Raw genomic sequence first — 24,764 nt, forward strand, 5'->3', positions numbered from 1 at the left:
ACAACATGGATAGCTATCAAATTCTCGCCGAGCGCGTGCTCGCCGGCGTTCCGGCCACCGCCTCCGATGCCAGTGCGATCCTGTCGTCGCCTGATGAGGACCTGCTGGATCTCGTTGCGGCCGCCTCGCAGCTGCGCCGCGAGCACTTCGGCAATCACGTCAAGGTCAACTACCTCGTCAACCTCAAATCCGGGCTGTGCCCGGAGGACTGCGGCTACTGTTCGCAGCGTTTGGGGTCCGAAGTCGACATCCTCAAGTACTCATGGCTGCCGAAGGATGAGGCGAAGCGGCAGGCGGAATTCGGCCTGGCAGGAGGTGCGTCACGGGTCTGCCTCGTCGCATCAGGGCGGGGCCCCTCGAACCGGGACGTCGAGCGCGTCTCGGGCATGGTCGAGGAGATCAAGTCCTCCACTCCCGACGTGGAGGTCTGCGCGTGTCTCGGGTTCCTCAAGGACGGTCAGGCACAGCGGCTCAAGGATGCCGGGGTCGACGCGTACAACCACAACCTCAACACTGCCGAATCCCTTTACCCCGATATCTGCTCGACCCACACGTTCGCCGACCGTGTCGACACCGTGGACAAGGCCCGCGGCGCAGGACTCTCCCCGTGCTCGGGGCTCATCGTCGGCATGGGGGAGACGGACGAGCAGATCATTGAGGCGATCGAAGCGCTCAAAGCCGTCGATTCCGATTCGATCCCGGTCAACTTCCTCATTCCCTTCGACGGCACCCCGCTCGAGGGCGCGTTGACGCTGACGCCGCAGCACTGCATGCGGATTCTCTGCGCCGTGCGGTTCCTCTGCCCGGACCGCGAGCTGCGCATCGCCGGCGGCCGGGAGATGCATCTGCGTTCGCTGCAGCCGCTGTCGCTGCACGTGGCCAATTCGCTCTTCCTCGGCGACTATCTGACCTCGGAGGGGCAGGCCGCGGAGGAGGACCTCGACATGATCGTCGACGGCGGCTTCGAGATCGTCGGCGCAGAGAGTGCCGAACGATTGCGTGATGAGCTCAAGGCTCACCGGGCAGCCCATGAGGCCGCCGTCGCCGAGGTGGCGCCCGGTGAGGTAAAGAGTGACGCTGGGGTTGCGGCCGAAGCGGCAGTCGCCGGTGCTGCCACAGCGAGTGCGACGAGCCGAAGTGGCTCATCAGACTCGGGCAAGACGGCGACAAGCACCTTGCCGTGCGGCAAGCCTCTGCCGCCGGCGGGCCATGAAGCCGACAATGCAGGAGTGACGATTCCGACGATCCGTCGCCGCGGGGCCGGAACCGAGCTCTCGCCCAATGCCTGAGCGGAGGGATCTCGCTGGGAATCAGCGTGCCGTGTAGCCGGCATCTGCGTGGATGGTTGTACCGGTGAGGTACGAGGACTGGTCGCTGATGAGCCACAGGCTCGCCTGGGCGATCTCGTCAGCCTGGCCGAAGCGATTGAGGAGGCTCAGTTGCGGTGCATATTCTTCGGCCGTGAAGCCGAACTGCTCGAGGGCCCCGCGCAGCATTGGGGTGTCGATCGCGCCCGGAGCGACCGAGTTCACACGAATGTTCTCTCCTCCATATTCGAGAGCAGCGACCTTCGTCATGCCGACGACTCCGTGTTTTGCCGCGACATAGGCAATGTTCTGAGGCTGCGGCCGGAAACCCGACACTGACGAGATATTGACGATTGAGCCCCCATCGCCCTGTTTCAAGAGTTGTTGGATCTCGTACTTCATGGATAGAGCGGTGCCTTTGAGGTCAACCGACATCAGCCGGTCCCAGTAGTCTTCGTCGAACTCCGCTACATTCTTGTCGTCCGGTGTGATTGCCGCATTGTTGACGGCGCCGTCGAGGCGGCCGTATTTCTCAACGGTTGCCTCGATCATTTGCCTGACGTCCTCACTCGAAGAGACGTCCACTTTGACGAAAAATGCTTCACCGCCGTTCGCGACGATGTCGTCCGTGACTGAGCGCCCCTTCTCGTCGTTGAAGTCGGCGACGACGACCTGAGCACCAGCCTGAGCGAAGAGACGTGCCGTTGCCTCGCCCATTCCCATTGCTGCGCCGGTGACGACAGTGACTTTGTCCTGCAGGACGGGGAATACCATGGAACTCTCCTAATCGGATCGGTGTTCGCTCGAAGCCCTTCTTCGCCGTTGTACGATCCTGAGCACTAATCTACATCTGTCGATTAGATCTGAAAAGAGGCACATGCATGGCGGAAGACCCGAGGCAGACGCGAGCACGCGAGGCTTTGACGAAGGCGCTCCGAGTCCTGTTGGAGGACGAGCAATTTTCGTCGATAAGCGTAGCTTTGCTTTGTGAGACGGCTGGAGTGCATCGGACGACCTTCTACAAGCATGCATCGACTTTGGACGAGTTCGCTGTCGATGTTGTCACCCGAGAGCTGGACAAGATTTCGACTGTCACTAGGAGCGAATCTGATGGCAGTGCCATTCCTGCATACGGGAAGGCGATGGTTGACGTACTTGATCACGTAGCGGGGGAACGCGTGCTGTTTCGCTCACTTCTGGAGTCGCGATTGTCTGGAGCGCTGCGCGCTGCCATTGACACCCGTATGCAATCACGGGTTCGCATTGCGCTAGAAGTATTCGAAGCAGAAGAGCGCGCAGTTATCCCGGACGGTCGCGAGCACGTCGTGGCCTTCCTCAGCGGAGCGCTTGTCGGAACGATCATGCAGTGGGCCATGAGCGATGAAAGCGACGCGGTCACATGGGCCGCCCGGACTCAGGCTCTCATGCCCCCGTGGTGGCCAGTTCGCTGATTGAGCGCGCGTACGAGAGTCAGACCCAATATCTCTGGTCCCCCCAGTGGGACTCGAACCCACACTGAATCGATTTTAAGTCGACTGCCTCTGCCGATTGGGCTATAGGGGGAATGCTCAGAACACACTGTATAGCCAAACGTCAGAACCCGCGATTTGAGACGTCCCGCGGCCGCTCGTGACCCGGCGGTAGCCTCGACGCATGACGAGAACCGGACCGAGTCCCCAAGCCTGGATCATCCTCGTCATCGGTGTCCTCACCCAGATGGCGGCGACCATCGCGATCGCCGGCCCCGCGTTCCTCATCCCCTATATGCACACCGACCTCGGGTTCACCCTCACCCAGGCGGGCACCGTCGCCGCCGCCCCGAGCTTCGGTCTCATCCTCACCCTCATCGCCTGGGGTGCCTTCGCCGACCGCTACGGCGAACGGCTGGCCATGACCCTCGGCATCGGACTGACCGCCGTGTTCTCGGCAGTCGCCGTCCTCGTCGTCGACTCGCCGATCTGGATGGTCATCGTCATCGCCGCATCCGGTGCGGCCGCCGCCTCCGTGAACTCCGCGAGCGGCCGCGTCGTCATGGGCTGGTTCCCCCGCCACCGCAGGGGACTGGCCATGGGCATCCGGCAGATGTCCCAACCGCTGGGCACAAGCATCGCCGCCGTAACGATCCCACCGATCGCCGCGGCCGGTGGGTTCCCTGCCTACCTCTGGTACGTCGCCGCCGTCTCCGGGGCACTCGCGCTCATCTGCTTCGCCCTCGTCCGCAATCCGCCGCCGTCGATTCCCACCCGCACCGAGGTGGCCGACCCCGACAGCGCCACCGACGTCCCCGACGCGTCCCTTCCCACACCGGCAGCGGACGGGAACGGATCCACCCGGCCGGGCGCCACCTCGGCGATCAATCCCTACCGCAGCGATTCGTTCCTGTGGCGCATCCACGGGGTCTCGGCGCTGCTGGTCATCCCACAGTTCGCGTTCTCCACCTACGGCCTCATCTGGCTCATCGCCGACCAGGGCATCCACGTCGGCACCGCCGGAGCGATCGTCGCCGCCGCGCAGATCATCGGAGCGATCGGACGCATGGTCGTCGGCGGTCTCTCGGATCGCACGAGCTCACGGGTCGGCCTCATGCGGGTGGTCGCGATCGCCGCGGTCGTCAGCGTGGTCGCCATCGCCGCCCTCTCACTCACCGAACTCCCGGTCGTCGCGGCGATCGTGTTCATCCTCGCCTCGGCGGTGTCGGTCGCCGACAACGGACTCGCCTTCGCCTCCGTCGCCGAGGCTGCGGGGCCGCGCTGGTCAGGTAAGGCCATGGGGGCGCAGAACACAGGGCAGTTCGTCATGTCGGCTCTGCTCGGCCCCGGGTTCGGCGCCCTGGTCACCGCCTTCGGCTATCCGCTGTCCTTCGGGCTCATCGCACTCGCCCCGCTGCTGAGCATCGGAATCATTCCGCGGCAGGACGTCGATCGCATAACCTGATATTCACTTGGCCGCGCTAGCGTGCTCGAGGCTCGACTCTGCGCCCTGTCTATTCTGTGCCCTGATCGAAAGGTAATGATCTCGTGAACAATCTGTTCCAAGAGAATCTGCGGGAGTACATCGACAAGCTCCGGCTGGAGGGCTATACCGTATCGGACAGCCAGACCACGGATCCGCACCTCATCGACCCCATGGGCCGGGCCGTCGAGACCTGGCGGGAGGGGTACCCGTACGACGAGCAGATGGACCGTGAGGAATACGAACTCGAGAAGTACAAGCTGCAGGTCGAGCTGCTGAAGTTCCAGTACTGGGGTCAGGACACCGGGGCGAAGCACGTCATCGTCTTCGAAGGCCGCGATGCCGCAGGCAAGGGCGGGACGATCAAGCGCTTCACCGAACACCTCAATCCGCGTGCCGCCCGCGTTGTGGCGCTGAACAAGCCCTCGGACCGCGAGGCCGGCCAGTGGTACTTCCAGCGCTACATCTCCCACCTGCCCACCAGCGGTGAGATCGTCATGTTCGACCGATCCTGGTACAACCGGGGCAACGTCGAACGCGTCATGGGATTCTGCACCGACGACGAGTACGAGACGTTCATGGAGCAGGCACCCGTGTTCGAGAAGATGCTCATCGACTCGGGCATCCACGTCACGAAGTTCTGGTTCTCCGTGACTCAGCGTGAACAGCGCACCCGATTCGCTATCCGCCAGATCGACCCGGTGCGCAGGTGGAAGCTCTCACCGATGGATCTCGAGTCCCTCGACCGGTGGGATGACTACACGCAGGCGAAAGAGGCGACTTTCCGCCGCACGGACACCGACCATGCTCCGTGGATCACGATCAAGAGCAACGACAAGAAGCGGGCGCGGCTCAATGCGATGCGCTACTTCCTCAACCAGTTCGACTACGAGGACAAGGACACCTCGGTCGTCTACAAGGCCGATCCGCTGCTCGTGCGCCGCGGCCGGGACGCCGTCGACGACTGAAGATCACTTCTCGCAGGAGACTCCGAGCCGGCAGTGGGCCGGGTTGTGGTGGGTGACCGCAAATGTTTGGTCGATCCACGGCGTTCTGGGCAACCAGAACGCTGCGGAACGACCAAAGAACTCTGAGTCAGCGGGTGCTGCAGTCGTCCAGAAAGAATTTCGGCCGGGTGGAAGGGGAAAGACCACCCGGCCGGGACCGTGGAGCGGGGCTCTCACCCGCAACGCGCCATCAACTGACGACTGACGCTCTCTTCGCCGACGCACCGCCATTCGGCACACCGCCATTCGGCACACCGCTTGCCGACGCGCGTCAAGCGGCGTCGGCGGCTTCCTTACGTGCCTTCCGTGCCGCACGGCGCTTCTTGTGTCCGGCGAAGCTGAAGCAGAAGAGGACGATGGCGAGCAGGACGAACAGCCCGCCTCCCGCGATGCCCGCATCGACCCAGAACTGCGGCGGGAATAGCCGGATGAGCGAATCATCGGCGTAGAACTCCCAGGTTCCGTCCTTGAAGAAGACCTTGTGGAAGCCGCGGAAGAAACTGTCCCAGCCGAGCACTGCCACGACGGCGACAGCCGCCATGAAGATGATGCTGAAGATCGACCCCAGGCGCACTCCGGCGTGGATGCCTGAACCTCCCTTGCGGCACATGTAGAGGCCGAAGAGGACGGATCCGATGAGGCCGATGAGCGCAACGAGGTAGAGCAGCGAGATGAGCCCCTTGACGTCGGCCATATGGCTGAGTTCATCGGAGATGAAGATCGGTTCGCCGTTGGGCATGACGATGTCGGCGAGGTAGCGCCGAGAATCGAAGTTGTGCAGATAGTCGATGACGTAGGTCCCGTAGTGCTCCCGGTCGGCCTCGCCGAAGCCGAACCGATCAGCCGGGAACCCGGGCCGGAAGTACTCGAACTTGAGGAAGATCCCGGAGGCCACGAAGCGCACGGCCAGCGCGAGCAGGACGAAGGGGGTGGCGAGCATGATCCAGATCGTGCCGATGACGTCGAGGACGCTGCGGCGACGTTCCGGGACCTCGGGTTCACGGGAATCGGTCGAGGTCGCCGCCTTCGACACTGCGGCCCAATCGGCCTCGCTCATCACAGCTGTCCGTGCGTTCGCGGGCACCTCCCGCGTGGCCCCGGTCGAGGTCGATGCGGATGCCGCCGACGCGGAATCCGCCGCCCCAGTCGAGGAGGATCGGTCGGCACCGCGGGTGCTCGCGGACTGAGCGTTCGGATTCGACGAATGGGCGGGAGCCACCCTCACCGGGCCCGTCTGGGGCTTGGCATCGGCGGAATGCTTGGGGGCATCCTCGGCGATGGGATCCGTGATCGGATCGAACGCCTCGGTGTCGGTCGAGGGATCGTTCGCCGCCTCCAGAGGGGTCGACGACTGCTTCTCGGCAGCACTGGCCGACCCTGAACTCATCCGCCTGCTCAGGAGGTCTTCGGTCTCGTTCTTCTCGTCTCTGGACACATCCCCATTGTCAGTGACCACAGGACTCGAGCCCGGGAGGACACGCCACGGCGGCCGATTTAGGGCCCACCCGCCGAGGTGGTGCCGCGGCTCGTGGTGCAGCGGAGTACGCGGTGGAGCTGAGTTCCGGGTGGGGCCCTCAGCCCAGAAGGGCGGCGACGACGACGAGGGCGGGCACCGCGAGGACAGTGGTGATGAACACCGCATCACGCATGAGCGCCTCGGACTGGCGGTACTGCATCGAGTAGATGTAGACGTTCTGCGCCGTGGGCAGGGCCGAGGTGACGACGATGGCGAAGAGGTCGATGCCGCCGTAACCGAGCATCGGCCCGCCGATGACCCAGGCGATGACCGGCTGGAAGACGAGCTTCGCGACCGTGATGTAGCCCAGCTGAGAACGGGTGCCCTTGACCGGCAGCGCCCAGCCGTCCTTGAGTGAGATGCCGAAGGCGAGCAGGGCGCCGGGGACCGCGGTGGCACCGATCATGTCGATGGGTTCGAAGACGAAGCGGGGAAGTTCGAAGCCGGTCGCCGAGGCGACCACACCGGCCGCGGCGCCGAGGACGATGGGGTTCTTGAGCACTTGGAGGATCGCGGAGTACCAGTGTGAATCGTGCTGCTTCTTCCCTGCACCGTCGAGGACGGCCATGCCGATCGGGGCGAGCACAAGCAGCTGGAAGAGCAGCACGGGGGCGACGTAGCCGATGTCGTGGAGGACGTAGGCGGCGATCGGGATGCCGAGGTTGCCGATGTTGACGTAGCTGGTCGCCCACGCGGAGAACATGGCCTCACCGCTGCTGCGCTTGCGGATCCAGCGGGTGAGGACGAAGAGGAGGAGTCCGACGATGATCGCTGACCCGCCTGTGGCGAAGAGCGCGGTGTTGAAGATCAGCCCGAGATCGGTGTCGGCGACGGTGACGTAGAGCAGCGTCGGGGTGCCCGCATAGAAGACGAGCTTCGCGATGACCTGCTGACCGTGGGGGCCGAGCACCCCGGAGCGACCGAGGATGAACCCGACGAGGATGACCCCGCCGATGACTGCGAAACCTTCGAACACGGCGAGCATGGGGGAGACGATCCTCGCTTTCTGGAGCAGTCGTGTTCTGGGTCAGGAGTGCCGTCTGTGACGGTCGGTCGTGCAGTCGGATGGGGGTGCGTCAGGTCGGGCGTTCGACGGTCAGGAGATCAACCGGCGGTGGGAGCGTCAGAGGCTCAGTCGGACTCTGCCGCGTCGGAGACGAGGTAGGAAGCGGCGGCGCTGACCGCACTGACGGCGAACACCGCGGGCCAGGCTCCGATCTTCTTCGCCAGGGGATGCGAAGCGCCGAAACCGCCGAGGTAGGTCAGCCCGAGTCCGACTGCGGCCGGCCAGCCACACTTGGCATACCAGGAGCGGGCCGCATAGCCGCCGGCGGCGGCGAGGACGACGCCGCCGAGAGGGCGGATGCCGGTCTCGCGGGCGGTGAGGAATCCGCCGATGAGTCCGACGGCGACGAGAGGGGCGGTGGCGACTTCGTGTGCATCCTTCATGCGCTCAAGTCTATGCGCGGGCCACCGCGGTCCGGACGCCGGTCTCAGAACGAGGAACACCGATCCGGCACCTCGGTTCTCACGACAGCGTCTCATGTCAGCGAGATCTTGATGACCGAGGCGATGCTGATGACGGCGATGAGACACACCGAGGCGGTGAGGAAGACGACGGCCCAGGGGCTGGGGCGTCCGCGTTCGGCCTGGATCGAGTCCGCACCCAACCGGTAGCGCCTGACCTGCATCGACAGCGCAGCGATCGCCAGACCCATACACACGACGAAGACACCGACCGACCAGCCCTCGAAGACGTTGATGAAACGCACGAAGACGAGGCTGACGACGGTCATCGTCAGCGCCGTCCGCAGCCAAGACTGAGTGGTGCGTTCAGGCTGCAGGCCCGGATCGGGGTGCGGCTGCGTCAGGGGACGGCGCGGTCCGGGCGGGCGCGGCCGGGGAGAGCGGGGAGTCATCGCAGCAGACCGGCGAACACCAGCACGAGCAGTCCCGCACCGAGTGCCGAGGCGAGGCTGACGATGGGAATGATGAGCGGCAGCGGCAGCGAGGTGCCGCGACGCATCGCCGATTCGATCCGATGCCAGCGGACGGCGGCCCCGGACGCGAGGATGAAGCCGATGACCATGAGCACGATCGACAAGGTGGCGCGCAGCCAGCTCGAGAAGATCTCCGAGGTGAAGGCTTCGACGGCTATGCCGCCGCCGATGAAGGCAAGAGCGGTGCGGATCCAGGACAGGAAGGTCCGCTCATTGGCCAGGGTGAAGCGCGGGTCCGGGTCCTCGCCGTCGGGGAAGACACGACGGGCGATCCTGCTGCGGGTGTCTTCGCCGGAATTGTCGTCACTCACCCTTCGAGGATAGCCCCTGACGGCTGCCGCCGGGTGTGGAAGTCCGCGCCCGACGGTGATGAGGAGTCGATGAACTCCGTGCCGTACGGCCCAGTGGACTACGATGGTCGTGGACACACGGAGACCGCTGCGCCGCCGATGCCCGAGGAGATCCTACGGAGGATCCCCGTTCGCCCGGTGAGGCCGTATGCGGCCGAACACGAAGGCGGTGCCAGAATGAGTGAGCAGTCGAGCGGCGGACCCAGCGACAGTGCGGTTCCACAGACCGTATCGGGAATCGAGGAGGCTTCGGGGCCCGCCAAATGGAAGGTGATCGGGCCCGGGCTCGTCGTTGCGGCCACCGGCGTCGGTGCTGCCGATATGGTCGCCACCCTGGTGGCCGGCAGCCAATTCGGATATGGGCTTCTGTGGGCGGTCATCCTCGGCGTCATCCTCAAAATCGTCCTCGTCGAGGGTGCCGGGCGATTCAGCCTCGCGACCGGGAAGACGATCTTCGAGGGATGGCGGTCCCTGGGACGGTGGACAACGTGGTATTTCGGCCCTTACATCATTATCTGGGGCTTCGTCTACGGAGCCACCGCCATGAGTTCTGCCGCCCTGCCTCTGGCCGCGCTGTTCCCCGGACTCAATCTCACCGTATGGTCGGTACTCATGGGCCTGGCCGGCTTCGCCATGGTGTGGTTCGGCCGCTACGCCGTGTTCGAAAAGATCACCGCGGCCCTCGTGGGCGTCATGTTCATCACCGTCGTCGGACTCGCGATCATCGCTGTACCGAACGTCCCGGACATGCTCACCGGTCTCATCCCGATCATTCCCGAGGGCGGTGTGATCTACACTCTCGCTCTCGCAGGAGGGGTCGGAGGCACCATCACACTGGCCGCATACGGGTACTGGCTGCGTGAGAAGGGCTGGCACACGCCGAAATGGATGCGGGTGATGCGCATCGACAACACCATGGCGTATGTGATGACCGGCATCTTCGTCATCGCCATGCTCATCGTCGGCGCCGAGGTCGTACGTGCGGCAGGAGTATCGATCTCCGCCGAGGACAAGGGTCTGCTCGACCTCGCCGATGTGCTCAAAGATCGTTATGGCGAGGTCGTCGGCATCGGATTCCTCGTCGGCTTCTGGGCCGCTTCGTTCTCCTCGATCATCGGCGTGTGGAACGGCGTGTCGCTCATGTTCGCCGATTTCTGGGGCCATATGCGCAAGAAGCCGGGCGGCCACCCCGACACCTTGACCGGCGGCAAGTACTTCAAGTTCTATGTTCTGTGGCTGACGTTCCCACCGATGCTGTTATTCATCCTCGGCAAACCGATCGGTCTCATCCTCGCCTACGGCGTCCTCGGTTCTCTGTTCATGCCGTTCTTGGCTGTGACCCTGCTCGGGCTCCTCAACGGCAAGAAGATCCCGAAGAAATGGGCGAACAAGCTGCACACGAACATCGCCCTGGCGATCACGGCTCTGCTCTTCATCATCCTCGGCATCCAGCAGCTCTACTCAGCGCTCGCCCCGCTGTGGGGCGGATGAGGTGACCAATGTGTTCATCCGGTCGTGATTGGTGCAGACTGAGACCATGGGCAGCGACGATGCGATGAAGACCGTGCTGAGGGCCTCTCTCCAGCGAGCGCGAGACACGCTGATGTGGAAGCTCGAGGGCTTGAGCGAACGCGAACTGAGATGGCCGCGGACACCGACCGGGTTCAATCTCCTCGGCGTGATCAAACATATGGCCAATGTCGAAATCGGGTACTTCGGCGAGACGTTCGACCGGCCCTGGCCACACCGCGACGAAGTGATCGCCGATGAGGTCTTCGACACCGATCCGCAGGCCGATTGGTACGCCTCTGAAGCGGAGTCTGCTGAGGACGTCCTCGACTTCTACCGGCGGGTCTGGACTTTCGCGGACGAGACATTCGACTCCCTGTCGCTCAACGCACCGGGACAGGTTCCGCATTGGCCGGCCCCGATGAACGCGGTGACCCTGGGACAGATTATGGTCCATGTCCTCGTCGACCTCACCCGCCACCTCGGTCAGGTCGATGTGGTCCGCGAAGGGATCGATGGGCAGGTCGGGCTGAACGCAGAGATCTCGAATATTCCCGAGGAGCTGGACTGGGACGCCTATCTGGCGATGCTGCGGGAGCTGGCGGAGAATACCGAACGGTAGAGATTCCCTCCTCACGGTAGAGACCCCCTCCTCGCCACAGTTCGACGCCTCCAACGGCACTTGCGGCTGCGACTAAGCTGGTGACTGCAATGGCACAGGAGAACTCAGCATCGTCGACACCGCGTCCTGACGCGCACACGGATTCGTCGACTCCGCGGGCGAAGCGTCCGCCGCGGCGGAAGAACCAGCGTCGGAAGTCCACTGCCGCGCACCATCAGCAGCGGCGAGCCCGCCTCAAGGCAGCGCGGGAGACGTCGAACCCGACAATCACCTACCCCGCGGACCTGCCCGTCAGCGCCGCGAAGGACGAGATCGCCGAGGCGATACGGGACAACCAGGTCGTCATCATCGCCGGTGAGACCGGATCGGGCAAGACCACGCAGCTGCCGAAGATCTGCCTCGACCTCGGCCTCGGCGTCGATGGGCTCATCGGCCACACCCAGCCTCGGCGGATCGCCGCGCGGACCGTGGCCGAACGCATCGCCGACGAACTCGGTGAAGACCTCGGGGACACCATCGGCTACCAGGTGCGCTTCACCGCGCAGGTCGCCGATTCCACCCGGGTGAAGGTGATGACCGACGGCATCCTGCTCTCCGAACTCTCCCGCGACAAACTGCTGCGCGACTACGAAGTCATCATCATCGACGAGGCCCACGAACGCAGCCTCAACATCGACTTCCTCCTCGGCTACCTCAGAGAAGTGCTGTCCCGGCGGCCCGACCTCAAGGTCATCATCACTTCGGCGACGATCGATCCGGAGTCCTTCTCCGCCCACTTCGACGACGCTCCGATCATCTCCGTCGAAGGCCGGACCTACCCAGTCGAGGTCCGCTACCGACCCCTCGTCGACGAAGACGACGATGACGACGTCGACGGACCCGGCGATTCCGGCAGCTTCGAAACCGGGGTCGAGGAGCAGACCGACGGCATCATCTCAGCCGTCGACGAACTGAGCTCGGAAGAACCGGGAGACATCCTCGTCTTCCTCTCCGGCGAACGCGAGATCCGCGACACCGCCGACGCCCTGAACGATCACCTGCGCAGACGTCCGCGGATGGGCAATTGGGAGGTCGTGCCGCTGTTCGCCAGGCTCTCGGCCGGGGAGCAGCAGAAGGTCTTCCAACCGCATTCGCGACCGCGCATTGTGCTCGCCACGAACGTCGCCGAGACCTCGCTGACGGTGCCCGGCATCAAATACGTCATCGACGTCGGCACCGCCCGCATCTCCCGGTATTCCAACCGCACCCGCGTCCAGCGACTGCCGATCGAGCGGATCTCCCAAGCCAGCGCCAATCAGCGCAAGGGCCGATCGGGCCGCACGAGCGAAGGCATCTGCATCCGCCTGTACTCGGAAACCGATTTCGAGTCCCGTCCCGAGTTCACCGACCCGGAGATCCTGCGCACCAACCTCGCCAGCGTCATCCTGCAGATGGCCTCGCTCGGATTCGCCTCGAGCGATGAGGAGATCCTCGACTTCCCGTTCCTCACCCCGCCCGATGCCCGAGCCGTCCGCGACGGACGCACGATGCTCACCGAGCTCGGGGCTCTGACCAGCGACAGCACCGGCAGGATCACCGTCACCGAGATCGGCCGGAAACTCACCGTACTGCCGATCGACCCGCGCCTGGCCCGCATGGTCATCGCCGGAGCGGAAGCCGGCTGCGGGGGAGAGGTCACCGTCATCGTGGCCGCCCTGTCCATTCAGGATCCGCGGGAGAGACCGGCGGACTTTCGTGCCGCCGCCGATGAGAAGCATGCGCGCTTCACCCACCGCGGCAGCGACTTCCTGTCCTACCTCAACCTGTGGAACTACCTGCAGAGCCTGCAGGCCGACATGGGGTCATCGAAGTTCCGCCGCCGCTGCCGAGACGAGTTCCTCAACTTCGTGCGCATCCGTGAATGGCAGGACCTCGTCGGTCAGCTGCGCTCCCTGCTGGGCTCGGCGGGCATCCGCATCGACAGATCGGTCTGGCACCCGGCCGGCATTGGTGAGTCCGACGGGTCCGCTTCCGCGATCCACGGCACCGAGGCGGCCGGCAGTGCGAAGGCTGCCAGCAGCGCCGAGGCGGCCGGCGGCACCGCTCACACGCAGGGTGGTCGTGGTGCTCAGACGAAGGGCAGCCGGGGAGCACCGAGCGCTCAGGGCGGTCCCGGGGCGAAGGGCAAGATCGGTTTCGCCGAACTCAGCGCGGCGAAACGCAGCGCGAAGAAGTCAACGGTCTCCGGTAGCGCCGGCGAGGGCGGACACCAGGTCGCCGCAGCGAAGCTCGACCCGCATGCCGCCGCCGTTCATCGCGCCCTGCTCACGGGTCTGCTGACGATGATCGGTTCGAGGTCCGAACGCCACAAGGACTACCAGGGAGCCCGCGGCACCCGCTTCGCGATCTTCCCCGGATCCGGCCTGTTCAAGGTCAACCCGGACTTCGTCATGGCCGCCGAGCTCGTCGAGACCTCCCGCCTCTGGGCCCGCACCGTCGCCGCGATCGACCCCGACTGGGTCGTCGAAGCCGCAGGTGACCTGGTCACCCGCCAGCATTCCGAACCCCACTGGTCGACGAAGGCCGGAGCGTCGATGGTCTACGAGAAGATCTCCCTCTACGGGGTCACCCTCGTCAGCGACCGCCGCGTCGGCTACGGCACCTTCGATCGCGAAGGTGCTCGCGACATGTTCATCCGCAAAGGCCTCATCGAGGGCGACTGGCACGAGCGCTTCGGTTTCCTCGACCACAATGCCGCAGTCATCGCCGAGGCCGAGGAACTGGCGTCACGGACACGGAACCGGCGCGTGCTCGACCAGGACGATGCCCTCTACGAATTCTTCGCTGAGCGGATCCCGGAGGGGGTCACCTCGGCGGCGGATTTCCGCTCCTGGTGGAAGAAGCAGAAGCGGCGCGATGCGCACCTGCTCGACCTCACCACCTCGGTGCTGCTCAGCGATGACAGTGAGGAGCTCACCGCCTCGGTGGCCGATGACTTCCCGATGGAATGGGAGCTCGCCGACGGTACGCAGGCGAAGCTGCGGTACTCGTTCGATCCCGGCAGCACGGAGGACGGGGTGAGCGTGGAGATCCCCGCCGAGGCGGTGCCCGCCGTCGACGTCGACGAGTTCTCCTGGCAGGTGCCCGGGCTGCGGGAGGAGCTCGTCGCCGCCTACATCCGGTCGCTGCCGAAGAACAAACGACGCTACTTCGTCCCCGCACCCGATGTCGCTCGCGACATCCTTCCCGCGCTCATCCCGTACCAGGGCAGCCTGCCGGAGGTGCTGGCCGCCCACCTGAGCGAACGCGCCGGTGGGGGAGGGCTGAACGACCTGGTGCCGATCACGGTCACGGCTTCGGACTTCGACCGGGACCGGATCCCCGCGCATCTGCGACTGACCTTCCGCGTCGTCGACGGGAGGAAGACCGTCGGGCTCGGCGAGGATCTTGCCGCCTTGACCACACGGGCGAAGCCGCAGGTGCGCAAGGCCCGGCAGAAGCAGACCTCGTTCGCCCCGCAGACGGGACTCACGGGTTGGACGTTCGGCAGCCTCGGCGATCCCGATGAGGCTTCGGCCGGTGTCGTGCCCGGGCTTGCCGCCCGTCAGCAGTCGGTCGACCTCGTGGCCTTCGACACCGCACTCGAGGCGCGGCTGGCCACCCGTGAGGGACTCATCACGCTGCTGGCACTGCAGTCGAGTGAGGCGCTGAAGTATCTGCAGGACGGGCTGACGACCGAGGAGAAGCTCCTCCTCGCCGGGCATCAGAAGTCTTCCGACGAACTGCTCACCGGCCTCATCCGGGTGGGTATCCGCGGGCTCGTCGACGACCGGCTGGGACCGGCCGAGACCTCATGGGTGGCCACCGAGGCAGAGTTCGACAGGCTCCAGACCGAAGTCCATGCGCAGCTGCCTCTCAGCTGCTCGTCGTTGCTGCCGTTCCTGGTCAAGGCGCTCAAGGCGGCCACCGAACTCGACAAGCTCGTGTCTAAGGCATCGTCGTTGGCGATCCTGTCGAACCTCGCCGATGTGCAGGCATGGCGGGCCTCGCGTGTGAGCGCCGAGGCTGCTGCGGCGATGACGCCCGAGATGCTGCGGGAACTGCCGCGCTGGGTTCAGGCCGAGGTCGTGCGCATCGGCGGGATGCAGGATTCGCCGATCCGCGACAAACAGTTCATGGACCGCATCACAGGTGTCAGCGACGATGTGACGAAGAAGATCGGCAAGCGGTTCCCCCAGCTGGCGAGGGCCGAATGGTCGCAGCTGCTCGTGTCGCTGCCGCGAGACTGGGTCGAGGTCGTGGCCATGGTCGAGGAGCTGCGGGTGTCGCTGTTCGCGAATTCGCTGGGCACCGCCCACCCGGTGTCCGAAAAGCGAATCGCCAAGGCACTCGCGCAGCTCTGATCTCTGCCGGCTCCGTCGCGGCGACAGGAAGACGGGGGCGGACGCCGCGAGCTCTAAGGTGTGCCGCTCAGGCTCCGGGGTGGATGAGTTTGTCGGCCAGTGCCCAGAGCGGCAGGGCAGCAGCGACGAGGAACGCGGCCGATGCCCACCAGATCCGCCACTTCCACGTGCGACGACGCGAGCCGATGAAGAGGAACGCAATCCAGAAGAGGACGAAGAAGGCACCGGAGAGGCTGAGCATCACCATCGCGAAGGCTTCCCAGCCCGAGGTGCCGATGTCGAAGATGTACTTCGTGATCTGTGCGATCTGCCACGAGAACATGATCGCGAAAGCGAGCAGCGGGGCACCGAGCACCCCGGCCAGGATGAGCGGCAGGGCTTTGAGCCAACGTTCCTTCGGCTCCGAACGGCCGGCGTAATCGACATATTCCTCAGACATCGCCACCAGCATATTGGCCGATTCCGACAGGACGCTGGACGCAATGCCGACAGCACGCCGGACGCAATGCGACCGCTCCGGACACCATTGTGACCGACCGGACACGACGGCCGAAAGAGAAGAACGATAGGATATTGCGGTGACTTCCGGCCAGTATTCCGATAAGGACATCCGACGCGAAGCGGCACGCCGCCGCACCTTCGCTGTCATCTCCCACCCCGACGCAGGTAAGTCGACGACCACCGAGGCGCTCGCCCTGCACGCGCGTGCGATCGGTCAGGCCGGAGCCACCCACGGCAAGGCAGGGCGTCGCGCCACCGTCTCCGACTGGATGCAGATGGAGCAGGACCGCGGCATCTCGATCTCCTCGGCCGCCCTGCAGTTCGAGTACCGCGACGCCGTGTTCAACCTCGTCGACACCCCCGGCCACGCTGACTTCTCCGAGGACACCTACCGAGTGCTCTCGGCCGTCGACTGCGCCGTCATGCTCATCGATGCCGCCAAGGGCCTCGAGGCGCAGACGATGAAGCTCTTCGAGGTCTGCGCCCACCGCAACATCCCCATCATCACCGTCGTCAACAAGTGGGACCGTCCCGGCCTCGACGCGCTCGAACTCATGGACGAGGTGCAGCAGCGCACCGGCCTGCTGCCCACCCCCATCACCTGGCCCGTCGGCCAGTCCGGCGACTTCCGCGGCGTCCTCGACCGGCTCACCGGCGAGTACACGAAGTACACCCGCACCGACGGCGGCGCCACCATCGCCGGCGAGGAGACCTACCCCGCCGAGGCGGCCGCCGAGCTCGAGGGCGATGCGTGGTCGACCGCGGTCGACGAATCCGAGCTCATGGAGATGGAAGAGCAGAACCATGATCAGGAGACCTTCCTCGCCGGGAAGTCGACCCCGGTCATGTTCGCCTCTGCGGTCCTCAACTTCGGCATCCACAAACTCCTCGACCTCCTCGTCGATCTGGCGCCGGCCGCCGAGGCGCGCCCGGACAAGGACGGAGTCCCGCGTCCCGTCGACGACCCGTTCTCCGGCTTCGTCTTCAAGGTCCAGGCCGGAATGGACTCGAACCACCGTGACCGATTGGCCTACATCCGCGTCTGCTCGGGAGTCTTCGAACGCGGCACAGTGCTCACCCACGCCGCGACCGGCAAACCCTTCGCCACGAAGTACGCACAGCAGGTGTTCGGCCGCGACCGCGACGTCGTCGACGAAGCCTTCCCCGGGGACGTCGTCGGCCTCGTCAACGCCTCCGCCCTGCGCGTGGGCGACTCCCTCTACCTGGACAAGAAGGTCGAGTTCCCGGGCATCCCGACGTTCTCGCCCGAACACTTCATGGTCATCAGGGCCAAGGACTCCTCGAAGTACAAGCAGTTCCGCCGCGGCATCGAACAGCTCGACCACGAAGGCGTCATCCAGGTCCTGCGCTCGGACCTGCGCGGCGACCAGGCTCCGGTCCTGGGCGCGGTCGGTCCGATGCAGTTCGAGGTCGCCGAAGACCGGATGACGAACGAGTTCAACGCCCCCTGCAGCCTCGAGCGACTCAACTTCTCCCTGGCCAGGCGCACCACCCCCGAATGTGTGCCGACCCTGGCGAGGGAACGGTCCGTCGAGGTCCTCCACCGTTCCGACGGTGAACTGCTTGCGCTGTTCTCCGACCGGTGGCGGCTGCAGGGCGTGGAGAAGAACCACCCCGACCTCGTTCTCGAACCGCTGGTCGTCAGCTGAACGGACACACCGCGATCGCCCGGGCCGCCTGACCCGGTCGGTCACATGCCTCGCCACTTTGACGAGGAGTTTAAGATGAATAGTTGGGTCCGGGCGAATTCCGGACTCGGTCAGGAATATCCGAGGCGCGCAATCCCTTGTAACCTCGGGAGACTTGGCATTCGGGTGAGACCCGAAACAACAAAGGAGAATTGTGGGAACGAAATCGATTCGAGTCGCGATTGCCGGATTGGGCAACTGCGCCTCGTCCCTGATCCAAGGTGTGGAGTACTACCGGAACGCGTCGCCTGGGACGAAGGTTCCCGGACTCATGCACGTGGAGTTCGGGGACTACCACGTCGGTGACCTCGATTTCGTTGCCGCCTTCGACGTCGACGGCAAGAAGGTCGGCGTGGACATCGCCGAGGCGATCACCGCCAGCGAGAACAACACCATCAAGCTCGCCGACGTCGAACCGACCGGCATCGAGGTCCTGCGCGGGCCCACCCTCGACGGACTCGGACAGTACTACCGCGACACGATCGTCGAATCCGATCGTGACCCCGTCGACGTCGTCAAGGCGCTCAAGGACGCCGAGGCGGACGTGCTCGTGTGCTACCTGCCCGTCGGATCGCAGGAGGCCGTCGAGTTCTACGCGCAGGCCGCCATCGATGCGAAGGTCGCCTTCGTCAACGCCCTGCCCGTCTTCATCGCCGGCACCAAGGAATGGGACGAGAAGTTCCGCGCCGCCGGTGTGCCCATCGTCGGCGACGACATCAAGAGCCAGATCGGTGCGACCATCACCCACCGTGTGATGGCGAAGCTGTTCGAAGACCGCGGCGTCGTCCTCGACCGGACCTACCAGCTCAACGTCGGCGGCAACATGGACTTCAAGAACATGCTGGAGAGGCAGCGCCTCGAGTCGAAGAAGATCTCCAAGACGCAGGCCGTGACCTCGAACACCTCGGCCGAGCTGGCCGATCGTGACGTCCATATCGGTCCCAGCGACTACGTCGAATGGCTCGACGACCGCAAGTGGGCCTTCGTCCGCCTCGAGGGACGCAACTTCGGTGACGCCCCGGTGGCGCTGGAGTACAAGCTCGAGGTCTGGGACTCCCCGAACTCCGCCGGCGTGATCATCGACGCCGTGCGTGCGGCCAAGATCGGACTCGACCGCGGCATCGGCGGAGCACTCATCTCCGCCTCTTCATACTTCATGAAGTCGCCCCCGGAGCAGCAGGACGACGACGCCGCCCACGAGGCGGTCGAAGCCTTCATCCGCGGCGACGTGGAGCGCTGAGAACAGCGCGTGACAACGAGCGCGCCGACCGCAGCCATGCTGCGATCGGCGCGCTTCGTCATTGTCCGCACAACGGACGAGACGTCTGTCCGACGTGTGCGGCTGCACGGGGATCGGGCCGGCCGCCCGGGGATCGGGCCGCGGGGCGATGAGCCGCCTCAGCGCTTCCGGAATATGAGATCGCCGTGACACAACAGCGATTGTCCACGACACTTGTCTCTTCGACGTGATTGCACTCACATGTGCGTCACACGGGCCGACGCACCGACCGGTGCGTCTACGACCGAGGAGAACCCATGTCGAGCACCACTACCTCAGCCGATGAGAAGAGCAGCGGTTCATCAGACCTCAACTGGCTGATGCGACTGCTGGTCGTCATCGAAAAGGTCGGCAACAAGCTGCCCCACCCGTTCTGGCTGTTCCTCTCACTGGCCGTCATCGTCATGATCCTCTCGGCGATCTTCTCCGCCACAGGGCTGAGCGCGGTCAATCCCGCCACGGATAAGACGGTGGCGGTGACGAACCTCTTCAGCACCGAATCGCTGCGCGAGATCGTCGCCGGGGCGACGAACAACTTCGTCACCTTCCCGCCGCTGGGACTCGTCATCATCGTCCTCCTCGGCGTGGCCGTGGCCGAACAGTCCGGGCTCATCGCCGCGATGCTGCGCGGAACCATCGCCGGAGCCTCGCCGAAGTGGATCACCTTCATCGTCGCTCTCGCCGGCACCGCCTCGTCGATCGCCTCCGACGCCTCGTACATGATCATGATCCCGCTCGGCGGGCTCGCCTTCAAGGCCGTCGGCCGCAACCCGCTGCTCGGCTGCGTCGTCGCCTATGCTGCGACCTCGGGCGGATATTCGGCGGCGCCGATGGTCAACTCCCTCGACACCATCCTCGGCGGACTCTCGACGTCGGCCGCCCACATCATCGACGACAGCTACACGGTCAGCCCGGTCGCGAACTTCTACTTCAACTTCGTCTCCATGTTCGTCGTCGCCGCCGCCGTCACCCTCGTGACCGAGCTGCTGCTGACCAAACGCGCCGATCAGATCGAACTCGACCCCGAGGACGAGAACGACCCGGAGAACTTCGACGTCACGATGGAGCTCGAACCCAAAGAGAAGCGGGGCATGGTCTTCGCCGTGCTCGCCATCGTCGCCTGTGCGGCGATCCTCTTCTTCCTCGCTCTGCCCGCCGACTCGTTCCTCCGCGATGAGGCCGGAGGCTTCGGTCCCGAATCGGGTCTGATGGCAGGAATCGCCGGAATCATCGGTGTCGGCTTCTTCCTCGTCGGCATCGTCTACGGCTGCGTGACAGGATCGATCAAGACGACTGCGGATATTCCGGAGATGATGGCCAAGGGGCTGCTGCCATTCGTGCCGGTCATCGTCCTCTTCTTCGCAGCCAGCCAGTTCCTTGCGCTGTTCACGATGTCCAACCTCGGCGAGATCCTCGCGATCAAGGGAGCCGAGTTCTTCGGCGCCCTCAACACCGGCACGTTCGTCATCCTGCTGGGCGGTTGGCTGCTCACCGCGCTCGGCGCCATGTTCCTCACCTCCGGTTCGGGTCTGTGGACGCTCATGGCCCCGGTCCTCGTGCCGATGTTCATGCTGCTTTCGATCTCCCCGGAGACCACGCAGGCGCTCTACCGCATCGGTGACTCGACGACGAACATCATCTCTCCGATGAGCCCCTACTTCGTCCTCGTGCTCGGGTTCATCCAGCGCTACCGGAAGGACGCCGGTATCGGCACTCTCCTGTCATTCACGATCCCGCTGTCGTTGGCGATGTTCCTCTTCTGGGGTCTGCTGTTCTTCATCTGGTGGGCCACGGGAATCCCGTGGGGCCCCGGATCGGCCACCGACTACCACATGGGCTGAGGTGACGAAGGGCGCGGCGGCTGGGGTGGGCGGCTGTTCGCCGGCCCCGCCGCGCCGGCCACCTCGGCGGTCTCCAAGAACTACCGGGATTACGATCGTGCAACGCTCACCGAGGCGGAGCCGGGAATTTCAGTGTCCGTCCAGGTGTTGTCGCTAGACTGGATCGTGAATCACCACTCGCGTGGCACCGCGTCGGCGCGAGCATTCTACTCAGATCGAAAGGATCTCGACCGTGAGTAACCCCATGATGAACCGGGCGATCAACCAGGGCGCCCAGGCCGGACGCAATCAGCCGGTCATGTCCGATCAGGAACTCAACAACCTGTTCAACCAGCCGGCCGCGGAGAACCGCAACGCCGGACCCCAGGTCGCCGACCGTGCGATGACTTACGACGACGTGATGATGAAGACCGGTGTGCTCTTCACCATCCTCCTCGCTGGTGCCGTCCTCGGCTGGTTCGTGCCGATGCTCGCCTTCCCGGCGATGCTCATCGGACTCGTCCTCGGCCTGGTCAATGCCTTCAAGAAGGAACCGAACAAGGCCCTGATCATCGGCTATGCCGCGTTCGAGGGCGTCTTCCTCGGCGGCATCTCAGCGCTGTTCGAAACGCAGTTCCCCGGCATCGTCCTCCAGGCTGTGCTCGCCACGCTCAGCGTCTTCGGCGTCATGCTCGCCCTCTTCAAGTTCAAGGGCGTGCGCTACGGCTCGAAGATGATGAAGTTCATGATGATCGCCGTCGGCGGCTATGCGATCTTCTCGCTCCTGAGCTTCGGGCTCGCCATGTTCACCGGCACCAGCATTCGAAGCGACTTCTCCATCTTCGGAATTCCGCTCGGCATCGTCATCGGCATCGTCGCCACCGTGCTCGCCGCGATGACCCTGATTATGGACTTCCAGATGATCGAAGAGGGCGTCAAGCACAAGATCCCGGAGAAGTACTCCTGGATGTGCGCGTTCTCGCTCATGGTCACCCTCATCTGGCTCTACATCGAGATCCTGCGTCTCATCTCCTACTTCAGAGACTGATCACCGGCAGCGACTGAACTCGCAGTCGATCATGTGATCGAAGGGCGGATTCCCACATGGGGATCCGCCCTTCGGCATCCTCACGGGGTCTTCGGCTGTCGATCAAGGCGGAGCGAATCTGTCGATAGGTGCACCTATCGACAGATGCGCTGACGCTTGAACGAGGTGAATTCGGTTGGCAGCCTTCTGCCTCCGCCCTGCCCCATTGCTTGTGATCACTTTTATGCCTATCGTCTGAGATACCGACGATGACCGTCGGCGGACCGTCTTCACCGCCGAAGACCGGACCAGCATCCGCACCTCCTGAGAGGACCATTCGATGACGAATCCGATGCGCGGCGTCTTCGCCGTTCCCACGACTCCCTTCGCCGAGGACGGTGCCCAGAACCTCGAGGCCCTGAGCCGACGCATCGACGAGGTCGTCGCTGCGGGCGTGACCGGCGTCCTCGGCCTCGGCGCCACAGGGGAGGCCCTGGCGCTGAGCCCCGCCGAACGCGAAGCTCAGATCAAGACCCTCGTCTCCGCCGTCGACGGTCGTGCCCATATCGTCATCGGATGCATGGCCTACACCCCGGCCGAGATGAGTGCGCAGATCAGCCGGGCCGCCGGTTGGGGAGCCGATGCCGTCATGGTCACCCCTCCCTTCTACGGCGGGCTCGAACCCGACGCCGTCATCGCTGCCCTGCATCCGGTCTTGGCCGCCGCCGAGGTTCCGGCCATGGTCTACAACAACCCGCATTCCACGGGTACCGACCTGCTCCCGGACCACCTCGCCGCACTCGCCGACACGGGAGGGCTCTGGAGTATCAAGGAGACCTCAGGAGCGGCCACCCGCATCCGTGAACTGCGTGAGACCCTCGGTCAGGACATCGAGATCTTCGTCGGCGCCGACGGGATCGCCCTCGAAGGATTCGCTCAAGGCGCCAGTGGTTGGGTCGCCGCCTCGGCGTGGCTGCTGCCCGAGCACTGCCAGCGACTGTGGGCACTCGCCGATTCGGGGGACTGGGCCGGCGCTGTCGAGCTGTGGACGAAGCTCGGATCCGCGCTCGGGCTCATCGAGGGCAGCTCCGCGTTCGTCTCACTCATCAAACAAGCCCTCGGCCGCCGCGGGCACGAACAGGGACCGGTGCGCGCACCTCTGCCGACGGCCGACACGGAATCGCTCACCGCGCTTCTCGACGCGATCGCCGCCCTGGAGGAGGAACGATGACCGACACCACCACGACCGATCAGGCCCTGCGCGACCGCGGCGAGGCCGCACTGCGCTCCATCATCGACGGCGACAACGGGCTGTGGATCGGCGGTCGACCCCAAACAGGTGACGGCGACCAGATCGACCTCATCTCACCGAGCGACGGAACGGTCCTCGGCAGCCTCACCGCGGCTGGCCGGCACCAACTCGATGAGACCGTGACTCGGGCACGCACCGCCTTCGACACCGGCGACTGGGCCGGTGACGCGACGCTGCGGACCCGCGTGCTGCGTCGACTGGCCGACCTCGTCGAGGACGACGCCGCAGAGATCGCCTACCTCGACGCCGTCGAAGCCGGGAAGATCGCCGTCGGCAGCGTCGATGAGGACGTCCCTGATGTCGTCGCGAACCTGAGGTTCGCCGCCGACCTCATCTCCCACGATGACGGCCGCTACCTGCGCAGCGCGGACGGCTGGGGGTGGGTGACGACAGTGCCCGCCGGCATCGTCGCCGCCATCCTGCCGTGGAACTATCCCATCGCCATGCTCGGTTGGAAGGTCGCCCCCGCACTGGCCGCCGGGAACGCGATGATCATCAAGACCTCCGAGGACTCGACACTCAGCGCCCTCCACTTCGCCCGCCTCGCCACGAAGGCCGGCGTCCCCGACGGCATCCTCAACGTGCTCACCGGCACAGGTCCGGGCATCGGCGCCGCCATGGGGCTGCACGAGGACATCGACGTACTCACCTTCACCGGGTCCGGCCCAGTCGGGCGGTCCTTCCTCGAATCCTCCGCCCGGTCGAACCTCAAGAAGGTCTCCCTCGAACTCGGCGGCCGGGCCGGCTACATCGTCGACGCCGACCATGCCGGCGACTTCACCGCCATCGCCGCCGACATCATCGGGGCCGCGTTCGGCACGAGCGGGCAGAACTGCACGGCCGCCTCGCGGGTGATCTGTGTCGGTGCCGACGACGAACGCTTCGCCGACTTCCGCACCGCCCTCATCGCCGCGACCGAGGCACTGACCGTCGGCGACCCCTTCGATCCGGCGACCGACATCGGTCCCGTGATCAACACGAAAGCCCGCGACCGGATCACCACCTGGGTCGACGAAGCCGTGGACCAGGGCGCGCGGATCGCGAACACCCGCGCCGAGGTGCCTCCCACCGGCACCTGGTACCCGCCGACCGTCATCGAATCCGTCCCCGATGACAGCCGCCTCGGAAGCGGCGAGATCTTCGGCCCCGTCACGCACCTCGTCCGCTGCGACACCCGCGAAGCCGCGGTGGCCCTGATCAACGACGAACCCTACGGCCTGGCCTCGACCGTGTGGTGCGAGGACATCGGCCGGGTGCGCTGGTGGGCCGACCGGATCCGAGTGGGCACGCTCGCCGTCAACGGCTACAGCGAAGGCACCGAGGCGACCCCGTTCGGCGGAATGCGACAGTCCGGATTCTGGGGCCGCGACAACGGACCCGAAGCCCTGGCTTCCTATCAGGAGACGATGACCGTGTGGGTGGCCGACGACTGAGCTCCACCTCGGAGCCGGACACACGGTCGAGGACTACC

At 65.1% G+C, this 24,764-nt stretch carries 20 protein-coding genes and 1 tRNA gene; 13 read left to right on the forward strand and 8 right to left on the reverse strand.

Translation table 11 applies throughout. The features are described from left to right. The first annotated feature begins 5 nt into the window (after positions 1 to 5). Positions 6 to 1,289 carry a biotin synthase BioB gene (gene bioB, locus GUY23_RS06605; protein WP_166970788.1) on the forward strand — a complete coding sequence of 428 codons (1,284 nt, stop codon included), beginning with the start codon at positions 6 to 8 and terminating at the stop codon, positions 1,287 to 1,289. Positions 1,290 to 1,310: 21 nt separating this feature from the next. Here bioB and GUY23_RS06610 read toward each other — a convergent pair whose 3' ends face one another. Then, positions 1,311 to 2,081, reverse strand: coding sequence for an SDR family NAD(P)-dependent oxidoreductase (locus tag GUY23_RS06610; protein WP_166970790.1), 771 nt, complete (start codon positions 2,079 to 2,081; stop codon positions 1,311 to 1,313). 107 nt (positions 2,082 to 2,188) lie between these two features. Here GUY23_RS06610 and GUY23_RS06615 point away from each other — a divergent pair, with 107 nt between their 5' ends. Further along, complete coding sequence (locus GUY23_RS06615) at positions 2,189 to 2,758, forward strand: TetR/AcrR family transcriptional regulator (protein ID WP_166970792.1); 570 nt, start codon at positions 2,189 to 2,191, stop codon at positions 2,756 to 2,758. A gap of 35 nt (positions 2,759 to 2,793) precedes the next feature. Here GUY23_RS06615 and GUY23_RS06620 read toward each other — a convergent pair. Further along, positions 2,794 to 2,870 (reverse strand) — tRNA-Leu (locus GUY23_RS06620). A gap of 90 nt (positions 2,871 to 2,960) precedes the next feature. Between GUY23_RS06620 and GUY23_RS06625 the strand changes: the two genes are divergently transcribed. Continuing rightward, positions 2,961 to 4,241, forward strand: coding sequence for an MFS transporter (locus GUY23_RS06625; RefSeq protein WP_166970794.1), 1,281 nt, complete (start codon positions 2,961 to 2,963; stop codon positions 4,239 to 4,241). Between the two features lie 83 nt (positions 4,242 to 4,324). After that, positions 4,325 to 5,227 (forward strand): polyphosphate kinase 2, encoded by a 903-nt coding sequence (gene ppk2 / locus GUY23_RS06630; protein ID WP_166970796.1) that lies wholly within the window; start codon positions 4,325 to 4,327, stop codon positions 5,225 to 5,227. 310 nt (positions 5,228 to 5,537) lie between these two features. On the opposite strand, the gene GUY23_RS06635 is transcribed toward ppk2, so the two are convergent. The 5 genes from GUY23_RS06635 to GUY23_RS06655 all read right to left on the reverse strand — a co-directional run bounded on the left by GUY23_RS06635 (position 5,538) and on the right by GUY23_RS06655 (position 9,093). Then, on the reverse strand, positions 5,538 to 6,701 hold the full coding sequence (locus GUY23_RS06635; protein ID WP_228282771.1) for a TIGR01906 family membrane protein: 1,164 nt from the start codon (positions 6,699 to 6,701) through the stop codon (positions 5,538 to 5,540). 139 nt (positions 6,702 to 6,840) lie between these two features. Next, positions 6,841 to 7,767, reverse strand: coding sequence for an AEC family transporter (locus GUY23_RS06640; RefSeq protein WP_166970798.1), 927 nt, complete (start codon positions 7,765 to 7,767; stop codon positions 6,841 to 6,843). A 146-nt stretch (positions 7,768 to 7,913) separates the two neighbouring features. Continuing rightward, positions 7,914 to 8,231 carry a hypothetical protein gene (locus GUY23_RS06645; RefSeq protein WP_166970800.1) on the reverse strand — a complete coding sequence of 106 codons (318 nt, stop codon included), beginning with the start codon at positions 8,229 to 8,231 and terminating at the stop codon, positions 7,914 to 7,916. Between the two features lie 92 nt (positions 8,232 to 8,323). After that, on the reverse strand, positions 8,324 to 8,701 hold the full coding sequence (locus GUY23_RS06650) for a DUF202 domain-containing protein (protein ID WP_166970802.1): 378 nt from the start codon (positions 8,699 to 8,701) through the stop codon (positions 8,324 to 8,326). Further along, a complete protein-coding gene (locus GUY23_RS06655) occupies positions 8,698 to 9,093 on the reverse strand; it encodes a YidH family protein (RefSeq protein ID WP_166970804.1) in 396 nt (131 codons plus the stop codon). The genes GUY23_RS06650 and GUY23_RS06655 overlap by 4 nt, the downstream gene beginning before the upstream one ends. 216 nt (positions 9,094 to 9,309) lie before the next feature. Here GUY23_RS06655 and GUY23_RS06660 point away from each other — a divergent pair, with 216 nt between their 5' ends. The 3 genes from GUY23_RS06660 (at position 9,310) to hrpA (ending at position 15,645) form a co-directional block, all read left to right on the forward strand. Continuing rightward, the gene (locus GUY23_RS06660; protein ID WP_166975732.1) at positions 9,310 to 10,623 is read left to right on the forward strand and encodes an Nramp family divalent metal transporter; all 1,314 of its coding nucleotides are present in this window, start codon (positions 9,310 to 9,312) and stop codon (positions 10,621 to 10,623) included. 46 nt (positions 10,624 to 10,669) lie between these two features. Then, complete coding sequence (locus GUY23_RS06665; RefSeq protein WP_166970806.1) at positions 10,670 to 11,263, forward strand: DinB family protein; 594 nt, start codon at positions 10,670 to 10,672, stop codon at positions 11,261 to 11,263. 89 nt (positions 11,264 to 11,352) lie between these two features. Continuing rightward, on the forward strand, positions 11,353 to 15,645 hold the full coding sequence (gene hrpA, locus GUY23_RS06670) for an ATP-dependent RNA helicase HrpA (protein ID WP_166970808.1): 4,293 nt from the start codon (positions 11,353 to 11,355) through the stop codon (positions 15,643 to 15,645). A 67-nt stretch (positions 15,646 to 15,712) separates the two neighbouring features. On the opposite strand, the gene GUY23_RS06675 is transcribed toward hrpA, so the two are convergent. Further along, entirely contained in the window at positions 15,713 to 16,084 is a 372-nt protein-coding gene (locus tag GUY23_RS06675; protein WP_166970810.1) for a hypothetical protein, read from the reverse strand. Positions 16,085 to 16,223: 139 nt separating this feature from the next. Here GUY23_RS06675 and GUY23_RS06680 point away from each other — a divergent pair, with 139 nt between their 5' ends. The 6 genes from GUY23_RS06680 to GUY23_RS06705 all read left to right on the forward strand — a co-directional run bounded on the left by GUY23_RS06680 (position 16,224) and on the right by GUY23_RS06705 (position 24,726). Then, complete coding sequence (locus GUY23_RS06680) at positions 16,224 to 17,816, forward strand: peptide chain release factor 3 (protein WP_166970812.1); 1,593 nt, start codon at positions 16,224 to 16,226, stop codon at positions 17,814 to 17,816. 193 nt (positions 17,817 to 18,009) lie between these two features. Next, a complete protein-coding gene (locus tag GUY23_RS06685) occupies positions 18,010 to 19,095 on the forward strand; it encodes an inositol-3-phosphate synthase (protein ID WP_166970814.1) in 1,086 nt (361 codons plus the stop codon). 296 nt (positions 19,096 to 19,391) lie between these two features. Beyond that, the gene (locus GUY23_RS06690) at positions 19,392 to 20,975 is read left to right on the forward strand and encodes an AbgT family transporter (protein ID WP_166970816.1); all 1,584 of its coding nucleotides are present in this window, start codon (positions 19,392 to 19,394) and stop codon (positions 20,973 to 20,975) included. Between the two features lie 244 nt (positions 20,976 to 21,219). Next, on the forward strand, positions 21,220 to 22,002 hold the full coding sequence (locus GUY23_RS06695; protein WP_166975735.1) for a Bax inhibitor-1/YccA family protein: 783 nt from the start codon (positions 21,220 to 21,222) through the stop codon (positions 22,000 to 22,002). 319 nt (positions 22,003 to 22,321) lie between these two features. Further along, entirely contained in the window at positions 22,322 to 23,212 is an 891-nt protein-coding gene (locus tag GUY23_RS06700; protein WP_166970818.1) for a dihydrodipicolinate synthase family protein, read from the forward strand. Then, a complete protein-coding gene (locus GUY23_RS06705) occupies positions 23,209 to 24,726 on the forward strand; it encodes an aldehyde dehydrogenase family protein (protein WP_166970820.1) in 1,518 nt (505 codons plus the stop codon). Before GUY23_RS06700 ends, GUY23_RS06705 begins: the two co-directional genes overlap by 4 nt. Positions 24,727 to 24,764 lie beyond the last annotated feature (38 nt).

The organism is Brevibacterium atlanticum, assembly GCF_011617245.1.
GTDB lineage: Bacteria > Actinomycetota > Actinomycetes > Actinomycetales > Brevibacteriaceae > Brevibacterium > Brevibacterium atlanticum.

Excerpts from the sequence above, each read along its gene's own strand:
- bioB (WP_166970788.1), top strand. The coding sequence starts at position 6 with ATGGATAGCTATCAAATTCTCGCCGAGCGCGTGCTCGCCGGCGTTCCG.
- GUY23_RS06705 (WP_166970820.1), top strand. The coding sequence starts at position 23,209 with ATGACCGACACCACCACGACCGATCAGGCCCTGCGCGACCGCGGCGAG.
- GUY23_RS06695 (WP_166975735.1), top strand. The coding sequence starts at position 21,220 with ATGATGAACCGGGCGATCAACCAGGGCGCCCAGGCCGGACGCAATCAG.
- hrpA (WP_166970808.1), top strand. The coding sequence starts at position 11,353 with ATGGCACAGGAGAACTCAGCATCGTCGACACCGCGTCCTGACGCGCAC.
- GUY23_RS06660 (WP_166975732.1), top strand. The coding sequence starts at position 9,310 with ATGAGTGAGCAGTCGAGCGGCGGACCCAGCGACAGTGCGGTTCCACAG.
- GUY23_RS06690 (WP_166970816.1), top strand. The coding sequence starts at position 19,392 with ATGTCGAGCACCACTACCTCAGCCGATGAGAAGAGCAGCGGTTCATCA.
- GUY23_RS06625 (WP_166970794.1), top strand. The coding sequence starts at position 2,961 with ATGACGAGAACCGGACCGAGTCCCCAAGCCTGGATCATCCTCGTCATC.
- GUY23_RS06665 (WP_166970806.1), top strand. The coding sequence starts at position 10,670 with ATGGGCAGCGACGATGCGATGAAGACCGTGCTGAGGGCCTCTCTCCAG.
- GUY23_RS06640 (WP_166970798.1), bottom strand. The coding sequence starts at position 7,767 with ATGCTCGCCGTGTTCGAAGGTTTCGCAGTCATCGGCGGGGTCATCCTC.
- GUY23_RS06610 (WP_166970790.1), bottom strand. The coding sequence starts at position 2,081 with ATGGTATTCCCCGTCCTGCAGGACAAAGTCACTGTCGTCACCGGCGCA.
- GUY23_RS06645 (WP_166970800.1), bottom strand. The coding sequence starts at position 8,231 with ATGAAGGATGCACACGAAGTCGCCACCGCCCCTCTCGTCGCCGTCGGA.
- GUY23_RS06615 (WP_166970792.1), top strand. The coding sequence starts at position 2,189 with ATGGCGGAAGACCCGAGGCAGACGCGAGCACGCGAGGCTTTGACGAAG.
- GUY23_RS06700 (WP_166970818.1), top strand. The coding sequence starts at position 22,322 with ATGACGAATCCGATGCGCGGCGTCTTCGCCGTTCCCACGACTCCCTTC.
- GUY23_RS06650 (WP_166970802.1), bottom strand. The coding sequence starts at position 8,701 with ATGACTCCCCGCTCTCCCCGGCCGCGCCCGCCCGGACCGCGCCGTCCC.
- GUY23_RS06675 (WP_166970810.1), bottom strand. The coding sequence starts at position 16,084 with ATGTCTGAGGAATATGTCGATTACGCCGGCCGTTCGGAGCCGAAGGAA.